14 protein-coding genes are annotated in these 15,880 nt (G+C 69.7%); all 14 read left to right on the plus strand.

The genetic code is table 11. The features are described 5' to 3' along the window. The first annotated feature begins 16 nt into the window (after positions 1–16). The gene (locus Y900_RS22825) at positions 17–1,558 is read left to right on the plus strand and encodes a UDP-N-acetylmuramoyl-L-alanyl-D-glutamate--2,6-diaminopimelate ligase (protein WP_036344676.1); all 1,542 of its coding nucleotides are present in this window, start codon (positions 17–19) and stop codon (positions 1,556–1,558) included. After that, the gene (locus tag Y900_RS22830; protein ID WP_036344677.1) at positions 1,555–3,036 is read left to right on the plus strand and encodes a UDP-N-acetylmuramoyl-tripeptide--D-alanyl-D-alanine ligase; all 1,482 of its coding nucleotides are present in this window, start codon (positions 1,555–1,557) and stop codon (positions 3,034–3,036) included. Before Y900_RS22825 ends, Y900_RS22830 begins: the two co-directional genes overlap by 4 nt. Beyond that, positions 3,033–4,112: a phospho-N-acetylmuramoyl-pentapeptide-transferase gene (gene mraY, locus Y900_RS22835; protein ID WP_036344678.1), complete on the plus strand. Its 1,080-nt coding sequence runs from the start codon at positions 3,033–3,035 to the stop codon at positions 4,110–4,112. Before Y900_RS22830 ends, mraY begins: the two co-directional genes overlap by 4 nt. Position 4,113: 1 nt before the next feature. After that, entirely contained in the window at positions 4,114–5,574 is a 1,461-nt protein-coding gene (murD, locus tag Y900_RS22840) for a UDP-N-acetylmuramoyl-L-alanine--D-glutamate ligase (RefSeq protein WP_036344679.1), read from the plus strand. 14 nt (positions 5,575–5,588) lie between these two features. Continuing rightward, positions 5,589–7,265 (plus strand): putative lipid II flippase FtsW, encoded by a 1,677-nt coding sequence (ftsW, locus tag Y900_RS22845; protein ID WP_036347578.1) that lies wholly within the window; start codon positions 5,589–5,591, stop codon positions 7,263–7,265. Further along, complete coding sequence (murG, locus tag Y900_RS22850; RefSeq protein WP_420329783.1) at positions 7,262–8,371, plus strand: undecaprenyldiphospho-muramoylpentapeptide beta-N-acetylglucosaminyltransferase; 1,110 nt, start codon at positions 7,262–7,264, stop codon at positions 8,369–8,371. The genes ftsW and murG overlap by 4 nt, the downstream gene beginning before the upstream one ends. Beyond that, positions 8,368–9,852: a UDP-N-acetylmuramate--L-alanine ligase gene (gene murC, locus Y900_RS22855; protein ID WP_036344680.1), complete on the plus strand. Its 1,485-nt coding sequence runs from the start codon at positions 8,368–8,370 to the stop codon at positions 9,850–9,852. The genes murG and murC overlap by 4 nt, the downstream gene beginning before the upstream one ends. Beyond that, positions 9,828–10,817, plus strand: a complete 990-nt coding sequence (locus Y900_RS22860) for a cell division protein FtsQ/DivIB (protein WP_420329838.1) — start codon at positions 9,828–9,830, stop codon at positions 10,815–10,817. Before murC ends, Y900_RS22860 begins: the two co-directional genes overlap by 25 nt. A gap of 187 nt (positions 10,818–11,004) precedes the next feature. Next, complete coding sequence (ftsZ, locus tag Y900_RS22865) at positions 11,005–12,171, plus strand: cell division protein FtsZ (RefSeq protein ID WP_036344681.1); 1,167 nt, start codon at positions 11,005–11,007, stop codon at positions 12,169–12,171. A gap of 30 nt (positions 12,172–12,201) precedes the next feature. After that, positions 12,202–12,906, plus strand: coding sequence for a peptidoglycan editing factor PgeF (gene pgeF, locus Y900_RS22870; RefSeq protein ID WP_036344682.1), 705 nt, complete (start codon positions 12,202–12,204; stop codon positions 12,904–12,906). Beyond that, on the plus strand, positions 12,903–13,649 hold the full coding sequence (locus Y900_RS22875) for a YggS family pyridoxal phosphate-dependent enzyme (protein ID WP_036344683.1): 747 nt from the start codon (positions 12,903–12,905) through the stop codon (positions 13,647–13,649). Before pgeF ends, Y900_RS22875 begins: the two co-directional genes overlap by 4 nt. A gap of 64 nt (positions 13,650–13,713) precedes the next feature. Continuing rightward, complete coding sequence (locus Y900_RS22880) at positions 13,714–14,394, plus strand: cell division protein SepF (RefSeq protein ID WP_036344684.1); 681 nt, start codon at positions 13,714–13,716, stop codon at positions 14,392–14,394. 124 nt (positions 14,395–14,518) lie between these two features. Continuing rightward, positions 14,519–14,809 (plus strand): YggT family protein, encoded by a 291-nt coding sequence (locus Y900_RS22885; RefSeq protein ID WP_036344685.1) that lies wholly within the window; start codon positions 14,519–14,521, stop codon positions 14,807–14,809. A 236-nt stretch (positions 14,810–15,045) separates the two neighbouring features. Then, positions 15,046–15,864 (plus strand): DivIVA-like cell division protein Wag31, encoded by an 819-nt coding sequence (gene wag31 / locus Y900_RS22890; RefSeq protein WP_036347584.1) that lies wholly within the window; start codon positions 15,046–15,048, stop codon positions 15,862–15,864. Positions 15,865–15,880 lie beyond the last annotated feature (16 nt).

The raw sequence follows: 15,880 nt of genomic DNA on the forward strand, positions 1-15,880 counted from the left end.
GTAGGGTGACAACCCAATGACCAACGCCCTGCGGCCCCGCGCCACGCCGGCGCTGACCTTGCCGACGCTGGCCGCCCGGGTCGGCGCGGTTCCGGCTTCTGGCGGCACGATGCCCGACGTGCGAATCACCGGAATCACCCTGCGCGGCCAGGACACGGTGGCCGGTGATCTGTTCGCCGCGTTGCCCGGCTCCTCGGCCCACGGCGCGCAATTCGCCAGGGCCGCCGTCGATGGTGGGGCCGTTGCGGTGTTCACCGATGCCGACGGCGTCGCGGTCATCCACCGTCTGTTCGGCGAGTCGGCACCCATCCCGGTCCTGCTGCATCCGCAGCCCCGCGCCGTGCTCGGTGAACTGGCCGCCGCGGTCTATGGGCACCCGTCGGACCGGGTTGTGGTCGTCGGCGTCACCGGAACCTCCGGCAAGACCACCACCACCCACCTGATCGAGGCGGGCTTGCGATCGGCCGACCGCGTTCCGGGGCTCATCGGCACCGTCGGTGTCCGGATCGCCGGGGAGGACGTGCCAAGCGCACTGACCACCCCGGAAGCCCCGGCGCTGCAGGCGCTGCTGGCCGTGATGGCCGAGAAGGGCGTCGACACCGCCGTGATGGAGGTCTCCAGCCACGCGCTCGAACTCGGTCGCACCGACGGCATCCGGTTCGCTGTCGGCGGTTTCACCAACCTGTCCCGCGACCACCTCGACTTCCATCCCACGATGGCCGCCTACTTCGAAGCCAAGGCGCGGTTGTTCGACCCGGCCTCCCCGGCACACGCCGCGGTCTCGGTGATCTGCGTCGACGACGACGCGGGCCGCGACATGGCGCGCCGGGCCGACGATTCGGTGACGGTGTCCGCCGACGGCCACCCGGCGGATTGGCGAGCCGAGGACATCACTGTCGTCGACGGCGGTGCCCAGGAGTTCACCGCGGTGGACCCCGCCGGTGTGCATCACCGGCTGCGGATCCGCCTGCCCGGGCGCTACAACGTCGCCAACGCGCTCCTGGCACTGGCGATGCTCGATGCCATCGGGGTGTCACCGGAACAGGCCGCACCCGGGCTGCGCGCGGCGGCCGTGCCCGGCCGGCTGGAACCGATCGACCGGGGACAGGACTTCCTCGCGGTCGTCGACTACGCCCACAAACCCGGTGCGCTGCAGGCGGTGCTGGAGACTCTCAAGCCCGCGCAGGGCCGGCTGGCGGTGGTCTTCGGCGCCGGTGGCGACCGCGATCCCGGCAAGCGGGAACCCATGGGCCGCATCGCTTCCGAGCTTGCCGATCTGGTGATCGTCACCGACGACAACCCCCGCAACGAGGACCCCGCAACGATTCGGGCCGCGATCATGGCCGGCGCCGGAGGTGCCGACGGCGCTGAAGTCATCGAGATCGGGGACCGGCGCGCGGCGATCCGGCATGCGGTGGGCTGGGCCCGTAGTGGCGACGTCGTGGTGATCGCGGGCAAAGGTCACGAGAAGGGCCAGACCGCGGCCGGTCAGACCCGGCCGTTCGACGACCGCGCCGAGCTCGCGGCCGCCCTCGACGCGCGGGGAGGGGACGCGTGATCGCGCTGTCCGTCGCGAGGATCGCCGAGATCGTCGGCGGCGAACTCGCCGACATCAGCGCGGACGCGGCCGCCAAGCGGATCGTCACAGGGACCATCGAATTCGATTCGCGCGCCGTGGGTCCGGGTGGTCTGTTCCTCGCACTGCCGGGCGCCCGCAGCGACGGACACGACTTCGCCGAGGCCGCCGACGCCGCGGGTGCGGCCGCGGTGCTCGCGGCCCGGCCGGTGGGAGTTCCTTCGATCGTGGTGCCGCCGGCGGTGGCGGCCGACGCGGGAGCCGGGGTGCTCGAACACGACGTCGACGGCTCCGGTGCCGCCGTGCTGGCCGCGCTGTCGAAGCTGGCCGCGGCGGTCGCGGCCGAACTCGTGGCGGGCGGTCTGACGATCGTCGGGGTCACCGGATCGTCGGGCAAGACGTCGACGAAAGATCTGATCGCCGCGGTACTGCGCCCGCTGGGCGAGGTCGTTGCCCCGCCCGGCTCGTTCAACAACGAACTCGGTCTGCCCTGGACCGTGCTGCGGGCGACCGAGGACACCGACTACCTGGTCCTGGAGATGTCGGCCCGCCACCTCGGGAACATCGCCGCCCTGGCTGCGATCGCGCCGCCGTCGATCGCGGTGGTGCTCAATGTGGGCACCGCGCACCTCGGCGAGTTCGGCTCGCGTGAGGTGATCGCCGCCACGAAAGGCGAACTGGTGGAGGCAGTTCCGGCCTCCGGCGTGGCAATCCTGAACGCCGACGATCCACTGGTGTCCGCGATGTCGGACCGTACCGCCGCCCGGGTGGTGCGGGTCGGGCAGTCCGAGGCGGCCGACATCCGCGCCGAGAACGTCCAGCTCGACGAACTGGCCCAGCCGCGTTTCACTCTGCTGAGCCCGGCCGGCTCAGCCGAGGTGCGGCTGGCCGTGCACGGCGAGCATCAGGTCGGCAACGCCCTGTCGGCGGCGGCGGTGGCCCTGGAATGCGGCGCGACTCCGGAGCAGGTGGCCGCCGCACTGGCGACTGCAGGGCCGGCGTCGCGGCACCGGATGGAGGTGCACACCCGCGCCGACGGCGTCACCATCATCAACGACGCCTACAACGCCAACCCCGACTCGATGAAGGCCGGACTGCGGGCGCTGGCCGTGATGGCCCGTTCGGGCGGGACACGCCGCAGTTGGGCGGTGCTCGGTGAGATGGCCGAGCTGGGGGATGAGTCGATAACCGAGCATGATCGTGTCGGCCGGCTGGCGGTGCGCTTAGATATCAGTCGACTCGTCGTCGTCGGAACCGGGAGGCCCATGAGCGCCATGCACCACGGGGCGGTCATGGAGGGATCCTGGGGTTCGGAATCCACCATGGTCGCCGACACCGACGCTGCCCTGGCGGTGTTGCGTGCCGAACTGCAGCCCGGTGACGTCGTCCTGGTGAAGGCCTCCAATTCGGCGGGCCTCGGCTCGCTGGCCGAAGCCCTGCTCGACGAGGGCGCCTCATGAGACTGATCCTCGTCGCCGTCGCGATCGCGCTTGCGGTCTCGATCCTGCTGACGCCTGCGCTGATCAAGCTGTTCACCCGCCAGGGTTTCGGCCACGAGATCCGCGAGGACGGGCCGCCGAGCCACAAGACCAAGCGCGGCACACCGTCGATGGGCGGCGTGGCGATCATCGTCGGGATCTGGGCCGGCTATTTCGGCACCCACCTGGTTGGTCTCGCGCTCAACGGCGACGGCCCGTCGGCCTCCGGTCTGCTGGTGCTTGGCCTGGCCACCTCGCTCGGCGCGGTCGGATTCGTCGACGACCTGATCAAGATCCGCCGCTCCCGCAACCTCGGCCTGAACAAGACCGCCAAGACGGTCGGGCAGATCACCGCCGCCGTGCTGTTCGGCATCCTCGTGCTGCAGTTCCGGAACTCCGATGGGCTCACACCGGGCAGTCCCGAGCTGTCCTACGTGCGCGAGATCGCCACGGTCACACTGAGCCCGCTGCTGTTCGTGCTGTTCGCGGTCGTGATCGTCAGCGCGTGGTCCAACGCCGTGAACTTCACCGACGGCCTCGACGGGCTGGCCGGCGGCAGCATGGCCATGGTCAGTGCCGCGTACGTGCTGATCACGTTCTGGCAGTACCGCAACGCGTGCGCGACCGCCCCCGGACTGGGCTGCTACAACGTGCGTGACCCGCTCGACCTGGCGCTGCTCGCGGCAGCCACCGCCGGGGCGTGCATCGGTTTCCTGTGGTGGAACGCCGCACCGGCCAAGATCTTCATGGGCGACACCGGGTCGCTGGCGCTTGGCGGGATGATCGCCGGCCTGTCGGTGACCAGCCGCACCGAGGTACTCGCGGTGGTGCTGGGCGCGCTGTTCGTCGCCGAGGTGACCTCGGTGGTGGTGCAGATCCTGGCGTTCCGCACCACCGGGCGGCGGGTGTTCCGGATGGCGCCGTTCCACCATCACTTCGAGCTGGTCGGCTGGGCGGAGACGACGGTGATCATCCGGTTCTGGTTGCTCACCGCGATCGCCTGCGGCCTCGGCGTGGCGCTGTTCTACGGCGAGTGGCTGTCGGCCATCGGGGCCTGACATGCCCGGGCTGGAGCCGCTGACCCCAGGGGCGCAGGTGCTGGTGGCCGGCGCCCGGGTGACCGGGCGTGCGGTGGTGTCGGCACTGGCGTCGCTCGACGTGCACATCTGGGTCTGCGACGACAACGCCGAATCATTGCAAGCATTGGCCGACAACGGAATCCATGCGATCACCCCGGCCGAGGCGGTCGTGTCCATCAGTGACTTCGCCCTGGTGGTGACGAGTCCGGGTTTTCCGCCGACCGCGCCGGTGCTGGCCGCGGCCGCCGGGGCCGGACTGCCGATCTGGGGTGATGTCGAGCTGGCCTGGCGCCTCGATGCCGCAGGTCACTACGGTCCGCCGCGGCGCTGGCTGGTGGTCACCGGCACCAACGGCAAGACAACGACGACCTCGATGCTGCACGCCATGCTGGTCGCCGATGGCCGCCGCGCGGTGTTGTGCGGCAACATCGGCGACCCGGTTCTGGATGTGTTGGATCAGCCGGCGGACATCCTGGCGGTGGAGCTGTCGAGCTTCCAGTTGTTCTGGGCTCCGTCGCTGCGCCCGGAAGCCGGGGCGGTGCTCAACGTCGCCGAGGACCACCTGGACTGGCACGGGTCGATGGACGCCTACGCCGCCGCGAAGGCCCGGGTGCTCGACGGCCGGGTCGCGGTCGTCGGTCTCGACGACCCGGTTGCCGGCGGTCTGCTGGCGGGCGCGGCCGCACCCGTGAAGGTCGGGTTCCGGCTGGGGGAGCCGGATGTCGGGGAACTCGGCGTCCGCGACGGCATGCTCGTCGACCGCGCGTTCGCCGGCGATCTCGAACTGGCCCCGGTCGAGTCGATCTCGGTGGCGGGTCCGGTCGGTGTCCTCGACGCCCTGGGCGCGGCGGCGCTGGCCCGCTCTGTCGGCGTCGCGCCCGCGTCGATTGCCGACGCGCTGACCGACTTCCGGGTCGGGCGACATCGTGCCGAGGAGGTCGGCGTCGTCGCCGGGGTGGCTTACGTCGACGACTCCAAGGCCACCAACCCGCACGCTGCGCAGGCCTCGATCACCGCGTATCCGCGGGTGGTGTGGGTGGCGGGCGGCATGCTCAAGGGCGCGTCGGTCGACGACCTGGTCGCCCGGGTGGCGGACCGGTTGGCGGGTGCGGTGCTGATCGGTCACGACCGCGCGGTGGTTGCCGACGCGTTATCGCGACACGCGCCCGATGTCCCCGTCATCGAGGTGGTGACGCGGGAGGATGCTGTGGTGCATGAGACCAATGAGTCAGGTGTTACTCATGAGACTCGAGTGGTCGACGCCTCCGCTCCGGGCCTGGGCGCCCGGGTGATGACCGAGGTGGTCGCCGCCGCAGCGCGCCTGGCCCGCACCGGCGACACGGTGCTGCTGGCCCCCGCCGGCGCGTCGTTCGACCAGTTCACCGGCTACGCCGACCGGGGCGACGCGTTCGCCGCCGCCGTGCGCGCCACGGCGCGGTAATCGTCGTGCCCACGATGTTCTCCCGGCTGCGCCGTCGCGGTTCGGCCGACACCGACACCACTGACACCACTGACACCACCGACTCCGCGGTCGAGGCCGACATCGACGCGGTGCAGACCGCCGACGGGGACGCCGAGACCACCACCGCACCGGTAGCTGCCGCCGCGGCGCCGGCCAAGCACCGGTTCGAGGTGCACCGCAGGTTCGGCGCCTGGCTGGGCCGGCCGATGACGTCGTTTCACCTGATCGTGTCCGTGGCCGCGTTGCTGGTCACCCTCGGCCTGACGATGGTGCTGTCGGCGTCGGGTGTGCACTCTTACGACGAGGACGGCTCGCCCTGGGCGATCTTCGGCCGCCAGGTTCTGTGGACGGTGGTGGGTCTGCTCGGCTTCTGGATCGCGCTACGCGTACCGGTCAACTTCCTGCGCCGAACCGCGTTCTCGGCGTTCGCGATCACCGTCGTGATGCTGGTGCTGGTGCTGATTCCCGGCATCGGCCACGAGTCCAACGGTGCTCGCGGCTGGTTCGTCGTCGCGGGGCTGTCGATGCAGCCCTCAGAGCTGACCAAGATCGCGTTCGCCATCTGGGGCGCGCACCTGCTGGCTACTCGCCGCTTGGAGCATGCGTCCCTGCGTGAGCTGCTGATCCCGCTGATTCCCGCTGCGGTGATCGCGCTGGCCCTGATCGTCGCCCAGCCCGACCTCGGGCAGACCGTGTCGATGGGCATCATCCTGCTGGCCCTGCTCTGGTATGCCGGTCTCCCGCTGAAAGTGTTCGTCAGCTCACTGGGGGCTGCGGTCGCCGCCGCGGCCGTGCTGGCGGTCTCCGAGGGCTACCGATCCGACCGGGTGCGGTCCTGGCTGGATCCCGGTGCCGACGCGCAAGGCTCGGGATACCAGGCTCGCCAGGCCAAGTTCGCGCTGGCCAACGGCGGCGTGTTCGGCGACGGGCTGGGTCAGGGGACCGCCAAGTGGAACTATCTGCCCAACGCCCACAATGACTTCATCTTTGCGATCATCGGCGAGGAGCTCGGCTTCGTCGGCGCCTTCGGGCTGCTGGCCCTGTTCGGGCTGTTCGGCTACACCGGCATGCGGATCGCCCGGCGATCCGCCGACCCGTTCCTGCGGCTGCTGACTGCGTCGGCCACCATGTGGGTGGTCGGCCAGGTGTTCATCAATGTCGGCTATGTCATCGGTCTCCTGCCCGTCACCGGAATCCAACTGCCGCTCATCTCTGCCGGCGGAACATCAACGGCGACAACGCTGTTCATGATCGGACTGATGGCCAACGCGGCCCGTCACGAACCGGAGGCGGTCGCCGCACTGCGTGCCGGCCGCGAAGACCGGATGAACCGCATCCTGCGGCTCCCGCTGCCCGAACCCTATGTGCCCTCCCGGGCGGAGGCGGTGCGCGACCGGCTGCGCGGCAGGCCGAACGCGGCGAAAGCCGCCAAGCCTGCGCGGCCGGCCCGCCCGGCCAGGCCGGAGAAGAAACCGGCCAAAAAACCGGCCCGCACAACCAAGTCCACCCGCGACCGTGCCGCTCTACCTGCCAAAACCAGGACGGCCCAGCGACCCACCCGACGCTCAGGGCATCATGGTGACGCTCCGCGTAACAGCGCGCAGCAGCCGAAAGAGGGAAGCAGTCGCGCACGGCGGTCCCGCACATTGGAAGGTCAGCGTTACGGGTGAGTGACTCGGTGTCGGTTGTGCTTGCCGGTGGAGGCACCGCCGGGCATGTCGAACCGGCCATGGCGGTGGCTGACGCGCTCAGAGCGCTGGACGCGGACATCCGGATCACTGCTTTGGGCACCCCGCGCGGTTTGGAGACCCGGCTGGTGCCCGAGCGTGGCTACGACCTGGAACTCATCACCCCGGTGCCGCTCCCGCGCACGTTCAACGGCGACCTGATGAGCCTGCCGCTGCGGGTCTGCCGGGCGGTGCGGGAAACCCGTACCGTGCTCGACGACGTCGCCGCCGACGTGGTCATCGGATTCGGTGGGTATGTCGCCGTTCCGGCCTACCTGGCGGCACGGCGCCGTCGCATTCCCGTCGTCGTGCACGAAGCCAACGCGCGCGCCGGCATTGCCAACAAACTCGGCGCACGCAGCGCCCGCAAAGTGCTGGCCGCCGTACCCGATTCGGGGCTGCGGCACGCCGAAGTGGTGGGCATGCCGGTGCGGGCGTCGATCACCTCGCTGGATCGGGTCGGGCTGCGTGCGCAGGCCCGCGAGTACTTCGGTTTCGCCGACGACGCCACCGTGCTGCTGGTGTTCGGCGGTTCGCAGGGCGCGGCGTCGATCAACCGCGCGGTGTCGGCGGCCGCGGCTGATCTGGCCGCCGCGGACATCGCGGTGCTGCATGCCCACGGCCCGAAGAACACCCTCGACCTGCGCAGCACCCAGCCGGGCGAGCCCCCCTACGTCGCGGTGCCCTACCTGGACCGGATGGACCTGGCCTACGCCGCCGCCGACTTGGCGATCTGCCGGTCGGGCGCCATGACGGTGGCCGAGGTGTCGGCGGTCGGGTTGCCCGCGGTCTACGTCCCGCTGCCCATCGGCAACGGCGAGCAGCGGCTCAACGCGCTGCCGGTGGTCAACCCCGGCGGAGGGCTGCTGGTCGAGGATGCCCAGCTCACCCCCGAGTTCATCGCCCGCGAGGTGGTCGGCCTGCTGACCGACGCGCCGCGACTGCAGGCGATGACAGCGGCCGCCGCGCGGGTCGGACACCGGGACGCCGCGCAGCGGGTCGCCGCGGTGGCCCTCGACGTCGCTCACGCGGGGAAGGGCCGCCGATGAGCGCGCCGACGGCTCCCCGGGAGCTGCCGCCGGAACTGCAGCGCGTGCACATGGTGGGAATCGGCGGCGCGGGGATGTCGGGCATCGCCCGGATTCTGCTGGACCGCGGGGGATTGGTGTCGGGTTCCGACGCCAAGGATTCCCGCGGTGTGGTGGCGTTGCGGGCGCGTGGCGCGGTGATCAGCATCGGTCACGATGCGGCCAATCTCGATCTGCTGCCCGGCGGCCCGACCGCGGTGATCACCACCCACGCGGCGATCCCGAAGACCAATCCCGAACTGGTGGAGGCACGCAAGCGGGCGATCCCGGTGATCCTGCGCCCGGTGGTGCTGGCCAAACTGATGGCCGGTTTCCGCACGCTGATGGTCACCGGCACGCACGGGAAGACCACGACGACCTCGATGCTGATCGTCGCGCTGCAGCATGCCGGGCTGGATCCGTCGTTCGCCGTCGGCGGCGATCTCGGCGAGGCGGGTACCAACGCGCACAACGGAAGTGGCGACTACTTCATCGCCGAGGCCGACGAAAGCGACGGCTCGCTGCTCGAATACACCCCGGATGTGGCGGTCGTGACCAACATCGAGGCCGACCACCTCGACTTCTTCGGCAGCGCCGACGCCTACACCGCGGTATTCGACGCGTTCGTCGAACGCCTGGCGCCCGGCGGCGCCCTGGTGGCGTGCGCGGACGATCCTGGTTCGGCCGCACTGGCCGAACGCAGTGCGGCCCTTGGGGTTCGGGTCTTGCGCTATGGGGAAGGCCCGGCCGACGGACTGGCCGGTGCGCTGATCGGCTGGGAGCAGCACGGCACCGGTGCGGTCGCCCACATCCAATTGGCCGGCGAGACTCATCAACGGGTGCTGCGGCTGGCGGTGCCGGGCCGGCACATGGCACTCAATGCCCTGGCCGCGCTGTTGGCCGCGGTCGAGGCCGGTGCGCCGATCGGCGAGGTGCTCGACGGGTTGGCCGGGTTCGAGGGGGTGCGGCGGCGCTTCGAGCTGGTCGGCACGGCCGACGGGGTGCGGGTCTTCGACGACTATGCCCATCACCCGACCGAGGTCAGGGCCGCGCTGACCGCGCTGCGGGCGGTCGCCCAGCAGGACCGGACCGGTCACCCAACGATCGTCGGCGCGCGCAGCATCGTGGTGTTCCAGCCGCATTTGTATTCGCGCACAAAGACTTTCGCACGTGATTTCGGCACCGCGCTCGACACCGCCGACGAAGCGTTCGTACTCGACGTCTACGCCGCGCGTGAGCAGCCGATCGCCGGGATCAGCGGTGCGACGGTGGCGCAGCACGTCAGCGTGCCGGTGCACTATGTCGCCGACTTCTCGGCGGTGGCCGCGCAGGTCGCCGCGTCGGCCCGCCCGGGTGACGTCGTGGTCACCATGGGCGCCGGTGACGTCACGATGCTGGGGCAGGAGATCCTGACGGCGTTGCAGGCCAAGGGAAATCGATCGTTGCCGGGGCAGAACCGGTGAATGGGCCGGAGGCGGGGGAGGACGGGGTCGAGGCCCCGCCCATCCTGCCCAAACCGACAGACGCGCGCGAGAATCCGGGTGACGACGACGGCACCGCCGATCCCGACGACGGCGCGCCGGCGGCGCCCGAGGCCGAAGCGCCCGAAGTCGTCGAGGGGCCCCGCATGCGGGAGCGCCGCGAGCGTGCCGAGCGGCGCGCCGCGCAGCTCCGCGCCACCGCGATCGAAGAGGCGCGCCGGGAGGCCAAGCGCCGGGTTCGCGGTGAGGCCACGGAAGCGCCGAAACCTTTGGGCAAGAGGACTGTCCGCGGTCTGCGGTTGTTCATTTGGCTGATCGTTCTCGTGATCATCAGCGTCGGGCTGGGATTGATCCTCTATTTCACGCCGGTGATGTCGGCGCGCTCGCTGGTGATCACCGGGATCGGCGCGGTGACCCGCGAGGAGGTCGTGGACGCGGCGAAGGTCCAGCTGGGCACCCCGCTGCTGCAGATCAACACCGACCAGGTGGCCGATCGGGTGGCCGGCATCCGGCGGGTGGCCAGCGCACGGGTACAGCGTGAGTATCCGTCGACGTTGCGCATCACGATCGTCGAGCGAATCCCGATCGTGGTGAAGGACTATCCCGACGGTCCGCACCTGTTCGACAAGGACGGCGTGGATTTCGCGACGGCGCCGCCGCCGCCCGGCCTGCCGTACATCGACGTCGACAAGCCCGGTCCGAGCGATCCGCCGACGCGGGCCGCGCTCGAGGTGATGACCGCGCTGCGCCCGGAGGTGGTGGGTCAGGTCAGCCGGGTGGCCGCGCCGTCGGTGGCGTCGGTGACGCTGACCCTGACCGACGGGCGCACGGTGGTCTGGGGGACGACGGACCGCACCGAGGAGAAGGCGGAGAAGCTGGCCGCGCTGCTGACCCAGCCGGGCAAGGTGTACGACGTCTCGAGCCCGGATCTGCCGACGGTCAAGTAGCCGGTCGGCGCAGGCCGGTGAGGAAATTCGCCCGCGACACCCCGGCGCGCCTCCCACATCCGGGCACCACCGGCCATACCGTTCTGGTTGCACGGCACTACTTGACATAACTCTAAGCCTCTGGTTGAGGTTGAGGGTTTGCCAGAAGGGCCGAAGACCCGATCCCCACCTGGGAGGAAGACAGACGATGACCCCCCCGCATAACTACCTCGCCGTCATCAAGGTCGTTGGCATCGGCGGCGGCGGCGTCAACGCCGTCAACCGCATGATCGAGCAGGGACTCAAGGGCGTGGAGTTCATCGCGATCAACACCGACGCCCAGGCGCTGTTGATGAGCGACGCCGACGTCAAGCTCGACGTCGGCCGCGACTCCACCCGTGGTCTCGGCGCCGGCGCCGATCCCGAAGTCGGCCGCAAGGCCGCCGAGGACGCCAAGGACGAGATCGAGGAGCTGCTGCGCGGCGCCGACATGGTCTTCGTCACCGCCGGCGAGGGTGGTGGCACCGGCACCGGTGGCGCACCCGTAGTGGCCAACATCGCCCGCAAGCTGGGCGCGCTGACCGTCGGTGTGGTGACCCGGCCGTTCTCCTTCGAGGGCAAGCGCCGCTCCAACCAGGCCGAGAACGGCATCCAGGCGCTGCGCGAGAGCTGCGACACCCTGATCGTCATCCCCAATGACCGACTGCTGCAGATGGGCGACGCCCAGGTCTCGCTGATGGATGCCTTCCGCAGCGCCGACGAGGTGCTCCTCAATGGCGTGCAGGGCATCACCGACCTGATCACCACCCCGGGTCTGATCAACGTCGACTTCGCTGACGTCAAGGGCGTCATGAGCGGTGCGGGCACCGCCCTGATGGGTATCGGCTCGGCCCGCGGTGACGGTCGCGCGCTCAAGGCCGCCGAGATCGCGATCAACTCGCCACTGCTGGAAGCCTCGATGGAAGGTGCTCAGGGCGTGCTGCTGTCGGTGGCCGGCGGCAGCGACCTCGGCCTGTTCGAGATCAACGAGGCCGCCTCACTGGTGCAGGACGCCGCGCATCAGGATGCCAACATCATCTTCGGCACCGTGATCGACGACTCGCTCGGCGACGAGGTCAGGGTCACGGTCATCGCGGCCGGGTTCGACTCCGCCGGCCCGAGCCGCAAGCCGGTCGTCGGGGCGGCCGGTGCCGCCACCGGGGCGCAGCCCATCGCGCCCGGTGCGGCAGGCAAGCTCAGCTCGTCGCTGTTCGACCCGATCGACGCCGCGAGTGTGCCGGTGCACACCAACGGTGCGACGGTGAGCATCGGTGGCGGCGACGACGGCGGAATCTCCGACGACGACGTCGATGTGCCGCCGTTCATGCGGCACTGACGCTTTCCGCGCTGCCGCAATACTGGGTTTGTGACAGTCATCCGTCGCGTGACCACCACCCGTGCCGGTGGTGTCTCGGTCCGACCGTTCGACACCTTCAATCTCGGTGACCACGTCGGCGACGATCCGAAAGCGGTCGCCGCCAACCGCACACGGCTGGCCGCGGCGATCGGGCTGCCCGAGGACCACGTGGTGTGGATGAATCAGACTCACAGTGACCACGTCACCGTCGTCGACGGTCCGCGTACCGACGCCGTCGACGACACCGACGCGCTGGTGACGACGACGCCGCGGCTCGCCCTGGCGGTGGTGACCGCAGACTGCGTGCCGGTGCTGATGTCCGACGCCAGCGCCGGGGTGGTGGCCGCCGTTCACGCCGGCCGGGTGGGGGCCGCCGGCGGTGTGGTGCTGCGCACCCTGGACACCATGCTGGCCAACGGTGCTCACATCGAGGACATTTCGGTGTTGCTCGGCCCGGCCGTCAGCGGCGCCAACTATGAGGTGCCCGAACAGATGGCCGCCGACGTCGAAGCGCGGCTGCCTGGCAGCCGGACCCGGACCGCGAAAGGCACGCCGGGACTGGATCTGCGGGCCGGAATCTTCCGGCAATTGCGGGACGCCGGGGTCAAAGCCATCGACGCCGACCCGCGCTGCACGGTGGCCGACACCAAGCTGTTCAGCCACCGCCGCGACGCCCCGACCGGTCGCCTGGCGTGTTTGGTGTGGATGGAATGACGAGCCCGACCGACCGGGAGGCCGAACTCGCCACCGCCCTGGCCGCACTGACCGACCGGCTCGCGGCGGCTGCGCGCGCCGCCGGACGCGACGTCGCCGACATCGACCTGCTGCCGATCACCAAGTTCTTCCCGGCGACCGACGTCGCGATCCTGTGGCGGCTGGGTTGCCGGGTGTTCGGTGAATCCCGCGAACAGGAGGCCTCGGCCAAGATCACCGAGGTGGCCGATCTCACCGGTGCCGGCGACCTACGTTGGCACATGGTCGGTCAGATCCAACGCAACAAGGCCAAAGCGATTGCGGCATGGGCGGATACGGTTCACTCGCTGAGTACCACCAAGGTGGCCACGGCGTTGGACCGCGGCGCCGCGCTGGCCATCGAGGAGGAGGTGCGCAGTGCACCGATCACCGTGTTCGTCCAGATCAGCCTCGACGGGGACACCTCACGCGGCGGTGTGGATATCGGCGATCCGGGCGCCGTCGACGAATTGTGCGCCCTGGTCGCCGAGGCGGACGCGTTGCGGCTGGCCGGGCTGATGGCCGTCCCGCCGCTGGGTGCCGACCCCGACGCGGCGTTCGCGGCGCTGGCCGACGAGCATCGCCGGATATTGCGCAATCACCCTGGTGCGACAGCGTTGTCGGCGGGGATGTCCGGCGACCTGGAGGCGGCGGTGCGACACGGATCTACGTGTGTGCGTGTCGGAACCGCGCTTATGGGACAACGTCCTCTAACGTCTCCCTGAGTAGTCACTCCAGTCACATCTTCATCACAGACACCGCACTTCCCGCTTTCAGAAGGGTCCAGCGATGAGCACTCTCCACAAGGTCAAGGCCTACTTCGGTATGGCCCCGATGGACGACTATGACGACGAGTACTACGACGACGATGACCGCGGCGCTCACCGCGGTTACGCCCGCCGTGAGCGCTTCGCCGACGATGAGTACGAGCGCCCGGGCCGCTTCGACGACCGCGACCCGCGGATGGGTCGCGAGTACGAGGATCTCCGGGACCCGCGCGAGGCCGACTACGCACCGACCGGTGGCTTCCGCGCCCAGTACGGCGACGAGCCGCGGTTCCGTCCGCGCGAGTTCGAGCACCCCCACGACATGCCACGCTCGTCGCGGTTCGGCTCGCTGCGCGGTTCGACTCGCGGCGCACTGGCGATGGACCCGCGCCGGATGGCCGAACTGTTCGAAGCCGGCAGCCCGCTGTCGAAGATCACGACCCTGCGCCCCAAGGACTACAGCGAGGCCCGCACCATCGGCGAGCGCTTCCGTGACGGCCAGCCGGTGATCATGGACCTTGTCTCGATGGACAACGCCGACGCCAAGCGGCTGGTCGACTTCGCCGCCGGTCTGGCCTTCGCCCTGCGCGGGTCGTTCGACAAGGTCGCAACCAAGGTGTTCCTGCTGTCGCCGGCCGACGTCGACGTCAGCGCCGAGGAGCGCCGGCGGATCGCCGAGGCGGGTTTCTACAGCTACCAGTGACCGACGGCGGTGGTCCGACGTCTGAGGGCGCCCCAGGTCTTAGGTAGGCTGACTGCGTCGCGCTGGCCTGAAACCAGCGATGTCGGCAATGTCACATCCGCTGTTGATTAAGGACCGGCTTTAGTTGTCGCTGTTCTTCGAAATCCTTGGCTTCGCGCTGTTCGTGTTCTGGCTGCTGCTGATCGCGCGGGTCGTCGTCGAGTTCATCCGGTCGTTCAGCCGGGATTGGCATCCGCGAGGGCTCACCGTGGTGATCCTCGAAATGATCATGACGATCACCGACCCACCCGTGAAGCTGTTACGTCGACTTATCCCGCAGCTGACCATCGGCGCGGTCCGGTTCGACCTGTCGATCATGGTGCTTCTGCTGGTCGCGTTCATCGGAATGCAGCTGGCATTCGGCGCGGCCGCCTGAGTTTGGCCCCCTCGGCGAAAGAGCGCGCACGGTACCCCAACGGCCGGCGAATCGCGATGAGCCACGCCGAGTCGGAGGCCACAAAAAATTGAAATTAGCTCTTAATTATCGGTCTCCGAGGCGACCGGCGGTTCTGGTGTGACAGGATGGACGCCAGTTACAGTACGGACCGACGAACGTTCGACACGTTCTAGACTTTGCACCCGTTCAACCGTTCAGACCCGAGGGGGCAGATGATGCCACTTACACCGGCCGACGTGCACAATGTGGCGTTCAGCAAGCCGCCCATCGGCAAGCGAGGCTACAACGAGGATGAGGTCGATGCCTTCCTCGACCTGGTGGAGAACGAGCTGACCAGGCTCATCGAGGAGAACTCGGATCTGCGCCAGCGGGTCGCCGAGCTCGACCAGGAGTTGTCGTCCGCCCGCTCCGGCGGCGCTGTTCCGCAGCCGACGCAGGCCATTCCGATGTATCAGCCCGAGCCGGAGCCCGAGCCCACCCCGGCGCCCGCACCGCAGGCGGCTCCCGCCCCGGCGCCGAGCCCTGCCGCCAGCGAGGAGCAGGCCATCAAGGCCGCTCGGGTGTTGGCCCTGGCCCAGGACACCGCCGACCGGCTCACCGGCACGGCCAAGGCCGAGGCCGACAAGCTGCTCGCCGATGCGCGCAGCAATGCCGACCAGATCCTGTCGGAGGCCCGCCACACCGCGGAGACCACGGTCGCCGACGCCAAGCAGCGCGCCGAAGCGCTGCTCAGCGATGCGCAGAACCGTTCGGAGACCCAGCTGCGGCAGGCGCAGGAGAAGGCCGACGCCTTGCAGGCCGACGCCGAGCGCAAGCACACCGAGATCATGGGCACGATCAACCAGCAGCGGACTGTCCTCGAGGGACGGCTGGAGCAGCTGCGGACGTTCGAGCGCGAATACCGCACCCGGCTTAAGACCTACCTGGAGTCCCAGCTCGAGGAGCTGGGTCAGCGTGGCTCGGCCGCACCGGTCGATTCGGGCGCTTCCAGCGACGGCGGTGGGTTCAACCAGTTCAACCGGGGCAACAACTGAGCGCTGCGCGCGCTGG

This window comes from Mycolicibacterium aromaticivorans JS19b1 = JCM 16368, from assembly GCF_000559085.1.
In the GTDB taxonomy this organism is placed as follows: domain Bacteria; phylum Actinomycetota; class Actinomycetes; order Mycobacteriales; family Mycobacteriaceae; genus Mycobacterium; species Mycobacterium aromaticivorans.